The sequence below is a fragment of the Lactobacillus sp. ESL0701 genome (genome assembly GCF_029433445.1).
Lineage (GTDB): Bacteria > Bacillota > Bacilli > Lactobacillales > Lactobacillaceae > Lactobacillus.
This window is the reverse complement of sequence record NZ_JAQTIC010000002.1, coordinates 303,717-309,716: the sequence shown is the minus strand read 5'-3', so window position 1 is coordinate 309,716 and position 6,000 is coordinate 303,717. Positions and strand designations below refer to the sequence as shown.

At 38.3% G+C, this 6,000-nt stretch carries 1 protein-coding gene; it reads left to right on the top strand.

Features of this window, described 5'->3' with window-relative positions; translation table 11 throughout:
• Nucleotides 1-5,961: SLAP domain-containing protein (locus PT281_RS02870; RefSeq protein WP_277151878.1), on the top strand; the 5,961-nt coding region annotated here is incomplete at its 5' end.
• Nucleotides 5,962-6,000 lie beyond the last annotated feature (39 nt).

Genomic DNA, 6,000 nt, shown 5'->3' with positions numbered 1-6,000 from the left:
GCTGATAGTCAAAGTGAAAGTTACAGTAATTCACTGAGTCAGAGCAACTCAGCAGCTGTTAGTCAAAGCAACAGTATCTCCAAGAGTTTGCAGGATTCATTTACCTCGGCAATTAACGCTTCGGGTAACTCGAATGCTTCTGAAAGTCAAAGCAATAGTCGTTCATTAAGCGACAGTAACTCGAAGATTAGCAGCGCTAGTCAAAGCTTCAGTACTTCAATCAGTGACAGTAACAGTACAGCTAGTCAAAGCACTTCCAAGAGCCAAAAGGACAGTAAGTCGGCAGCTGATAGTGCAAGTGAAAGTTACAGTAATTCATTGAGTCAGAGCAACTCAGCAGCTGTTAGTCAAAGTAACAGTATTTCCAAGAGTTTGCAGGATTCATTTGCCTCAGCAATTAACGCTTCGGGGAACTCGAATGCTTCTGAAAGTATGAGCAATAGTCGTTCATTGAGCGACAGTAACTCGAAGATTAGCAGCGCCAGTCAGAGCTTCAGTACTTCAATCAGTGACAGTAACAGTACAGCTAGTCAAAGTACTTCCAAGAGTCAAAAGGACAGTAAGTCGATAGCTGATAGTCAAAGTGAAAGTTATAGTGCTTCAATAAGTAATAGTGATCAGCTTGCAAGTACCAGTCGTTCAGTTAGTGCAAGCCAAAGTAAATCTAAGGCTGATAGTGCTAGTGAAAGTTACAGTGATTCTGTGAATAACAGTTCATATTCAGCAAGTAGAAGTACTTCACTGAGCCAAAGAGATAGTAAGTTTATTATTGATAGTCAAAGTGAGAGCTTCAGCACTTCAATTAGTGACAGTAATTATTTAGCAAGTAAGAGTACTTCAATCAGTCAAAGAGATAGTAAGTCATTGGCTGATAGTCAAAGTGAAAGTTACAGTAATTCACTGAGTCAGAGCAATTCAGCAGCTGTTAGTCAAAGCAACAGTGTTTCCAAGAGTTTGCAGGATTCATTTGCCTCAGCAATTAACGCTTCGGGTAACTCGAATGCCTCTGAAAGTATGAGCAATAGTCGTTCATTGAGCGACAGTAACTCGAAGATTAGCAGCGCCAGTCAAAGTTTCAGTACTTCAATTAGCGACAGTAACAGTGTTGCTAGTCAAAGCACTTCAAAGAGTCAAAAAGACAGTAAGTCGATAGCTGATAGCTCTAGCCAAAGTTACAGCACTTCAATTAGTGATAGTGATTCTGTAGCAAACAGCAAGAGTCAAAGTACTTCAAAGAGTCAAAAAGATAGCAAGTCAGCAGCTGACAGTAGAAGTGAAAGTTATAGTACATCAATTAGTGACAGCAATTCATTAGTTGATAGTAGAAGCCAAAGTTACAGTAAGTCATTGAGTAATAGTAACTCAACTGCAATTAGCGATAGCAACAGTATCTCTAAGAGCTTACAAGATTCATTCACTTCGGCAATCAATGCTTCAGGTAACTCGAATGCTTCTGAAAGCATGAGTGCTAGTCGTTCATTGAGTGACAGTAATTCTAAGGTTGCTAGTGCAAGTCAAAGTTACAGCACCTCAATTAGTGATAGTAACTCGAAGGTAGTTAGTCAAAGTGAAAGCTTTAGCACTTCAGTAAGTAATAGTGATCAGCTTGCAAGTACCAGTCGTTCAGTTAGTGCCATTCAGAGTAAATCTAAGGCTGATAGCGCGAGTCAAAGTTACAGTGATTCTGTAAATAACAGTTCATACTCGGCAAGTAAGAGTACATCGATTAGCCAAAGAGACAGTCAATCATTAGTTGATAGTAGAAGCCAAAGTTACAGTAAATCATTAAGTGACAGTAACTCAACTGCAATAAGTGAAAGCAACAGTATTTCTAAGAGCTTACAAGATTCATTCACTTCGGCAATCAATGCTTCAGGTAACTCGAATGCTTCTGAAAGCATGAGTGCTAGTCATTCATTGAGTGACAGTAATTCTAAGGTTGCTAGTGCAAGTCAAAGTTACAGTACCTCAATTAGTGATAGTAACTCGAAGGTAGTCAGTCAAAGTGAAAGCTTCAGCACTTCAATTAGTAACAGTGATTACTTAGCAAGCAATAGTCGTTCAGTTAGTGCAAACCAAAGTAAATCTAAGGCCGACAGTGCAAGTCAAAGTTACAGTGATTCTGTAAATAACAGTTCATACTCGGCAAGTAAGAGTACATCGATTAGTCAAAGAGACAGTCAATCATTGGTTGATAGTCAGACTCAAAGCAATAGTATTTCATTGAATAATAGTAATATTTCTGCCAGTCAGAGTTACAGCACATCAGTTAATGATAGTAATACTTCAGCTAGTCAAAGTACTTCAAAGAGTCAAAAGGACAGCAAATCATTGGCAGACAGTCAAAGTGAAAGCTTCAGCACCTCAATTAGTGACAGTAATTCATTAGTTGATAGTAGGAGCCAAAGTTACAGTAAATCATTGAGTAATAGTAACTCAACTGCAATTAGCGATAGCAACAGTATCTCTAAGAGCTTACAAGATTCATTTGCTTCAGCAATGAACGCTTCGGGTAATGCTAATGCTTCAGCTAGTGAGAGTAATAGTAAGTTATTGAGTCAGAGCACTTCAAGAGCGGTTAGTGCGAGCCAAAGTTACAGCACCTCAATTAGTGATAGTAACTCAACGGCATTAAGCGAAAGTAATAGTGTTTCAAAGAGTATGCAAGATTCACTTACATCAGCAAGTTTGAGTAATAGTGTAAGCAACTCAAAAGCTGTCAGTCAAAGTGAAAGCTTCAGTACATCAATTAGTAACAGTGATTACTTAGCAAGCAATAGTCGTTCAGTTAGTGCAAGCCAAAGTAAGTCTAAGGCTGATAGTGCTAGTGAAAGTTACAGTGATTCTGTAAATAACAGTTCATACTCGGCAAGTAAGAGTACATCGATTAGCCAAAGAGACAGTCAATCATTGGTTGATAGTCAAACTCAAAGCAATAGTATTTCATTAAGCAATAGTATTGCTTCAGCAAGCAAGAGTACTTCAATTAGTGCCAGTCAAAATCAATCAGCTGTAAATAGTACTAGTGAGAGTTACAGTGCTTCAATTAGTGACAGTAATTCATTGGCTGATAGTAGAAGCCAAAGTTACAGTAAATCATTGAGTAATAGCAACTCAACTGCAATTAGCGATAGCAACAGTATCTCTAAGAGTTTACAAGATTCATTTGCTTCAGCAATTAACGCTTCAGGTAATGCCAATACATCAGCTAGTGAGAGTTACAGTAATTCACTTAGTCTTAGTGAATCTAAGGCAGTTGTTGCTAGTCTGAGTGCAAGCAAGTCACTTAGCGAAAGTAATTCAGTTGTTGTCAGTCAAAGTGAAAGCTTCAGTACATCAATTAGTAACAGTAATTACTTAGCAAGTGTCAGTCGTTCAACTAGTGACAGCCAAAGCAAGTCATTAGCTGATAGCATCAGCGCTAGTTACAGTACTTCAGTTAGTGCTAGTGATTACTTGGCAAGTACCAGTCGTTCAACTAGTGCAAGTAACAGTAAGTCATTCGCTGATAGTAGAAGTGAAAGTTACAGTATATCTGTTAACAACAGTTCATACTCAGCAAGCTTGAGTATTTCTGCAAGTCAAAGAGATAGTCAATCACTTGTTAATAGTAATAGCGAAAGTTACAGTAACTCAATTAATAATAGTAATTCATCAGCAAGTCAAAGTACTTCAACTAGTCAAAGTGACAGTAAGTCAACTGCAACAAGTCTTAGTGATAGCTACAGTAAATCCTTGAGCGATAGTACTTCATTAGCAGTTGCAGCCAGCTTGAGTGCAAGTAAGTCATTGAGTGAAAGCAACTCAGTAGCTGTCAGTCAAAGTGAAAGCTACAGCACTTCGATTAGTAACAGTGATTACCAGGCAAGCATGAGTCGTTCAACTAGTGCAAGTCAAAGTAAGTCATTAGCTGATAGTACTAGTGAGAGTTACAGCATTTCTGTCAACAACAGTTCATACTCAGCCAGCTTAAGCACTTCTACAAGCCAAAGAGATAGTCAAGCACTTGCCAATAGTACTAGTGAGAGTTACAGCAACTCATTGAGTGCAAGTAACTCAGCAGTTGTTAGTGCCAGCTTGAGTGCTAGTCAATCAGAAAGTGAAAGTACTTCAACTATTCTTAGTCAAATCGCAAGCTTCAGTACTTCGATTAGTACAAGCAACTACGTTGCAAGTCAAAGTCGTTCAACTAGTGCAAGTCAAAGTAAGTCATTAGCTGACAGCACAAGCGAAAGCTACAGCATTTCTGTCAACAACAGTTCATACTCAGCCAGCTTGAGCATCTCTGCAAGTCAAAGAGATAGTTTGTCACTTGCTAATAGCACTAGTGAAAGCTACAGTAACTCAATTAACGATAGTAATTCATCGGCAAGTCAAAGTCGTTCAACTAGTCAAAGCGACAGCAAATCACTAGCAGATAGTGAAAGCATCAGCTACAGTACTTCAATTAGTAACAGTAATTCATCAACAGTCAGTGAAAATTACAGTAACAGTAAGTCACTTAGTGACAGCAACTCAATAGCTATCAGTCAGAGCGAAAGCTTTAGTACTTCAATTAGTGAAAGTAATCAATCTGCTTCTATGAGTACTTCAGATAGTCAATCAAATAGTAAGTCAGATGCTGATAGTAATAGTCACAGTTACAGTACTTCAATCAGCGATAGCAATTCAGTAGGTGCTAGTGAAAGCAACAGCTTCAGTACTTCAATTAGTACCAGTGATTACTTGGCAAGCATGAGTCGTTCGACTAGCGAAAGTCAAAGTAAGTCATTAGCTGATAGTACAAGTGAAAGCTACAGTGAATCTGTTAACAACAGTTCATACTCAGCAAGCTTAAGCCTCTCTACAAGTGAAAGAGACAGTAAGTTTACAGCAGATAGAGCTAGTGAGAGTTACAGCACATCACTTAGCCTCAGCAACTCAATCGTTGTTAGCCAAAGCGAAAGCTTCAGCGTTTCAATTAGTACTAGTGACTACCTTGCAAGTATGAGCAGATCAACTAGTGACAGCCAAAGCAAGTCAATTGCTGACAGTACTAGTGAAAGCTACAGCACTTCAATTAGTGATAGCAATAGTTCAGCTAGTGCAAGTATGAGCCGTAGTAATTCGATTGTAAGTAGCGCAAGTGAAAGCTTGAGTACTTCAATCAGTGACAGTAATAGTTCAGCTAGTGCAAGTACTTCAATGAGTAACAGTACAAGTACCTCAATTAGTGATAGTACTAGTGTTAGTGACAGTACCTCAACTAGTGTAAGTATGAGTGATAGTATTTCAACATCAACTGTTGTTAGTCAAAGTATGAGTACTTCAATTAGTAATAGTAATTCGGTAGCTAATGACTGGAACAATAACTATGTACCATCCTCAACTACACCAACTTCAAATTCAGCATCTACATCAACTTCGTTGGCTGCAGATAATGCGGTAATCAAGGAGTTACGTCACAATGCTTATGTTTACGATAAGAATGGTAACCGCGTTAGTGACCTGGTTATGTCAATTGGTACAATGGTTAAGACCTACGGTGATAAGCAGTTAATCAATGGACGTTACTACTACTACATTGGCGATGATCATTATGTTGTTGCCAAGAACTTTGACGGCTTTGAGAAGAATTTACGTCATAACGCTTATGAATATAATTCTAAAGGTAAGCGTGTTGGCAAGGTAGTTCTGAAGAAGGGTAAGAAAGTCAAGGCCTTTGAAACAATCCACGCTAAGGGACGTAAGTTCTACAGTATCTTACATGGTAAATATGTCGCAGCAGGTAACTTCAAGGGTAAAGAATTACACTTAAAGCATAATGCTTATGTTTACGACGAAAAAGGACACCGTGTAAGCAATAAGGCATTGCCAAAAGGTAAAAAGATGAAGATCTATGGTACTAAAGTAATTAATGGTAAGAAGTATTACCATTGTCGCTATCGTCAATACATCTTGGTTGGTAATTTTAAAAAATAATGTAATGCATTTATTGTAAATAAACTAAGAAAGCATCCT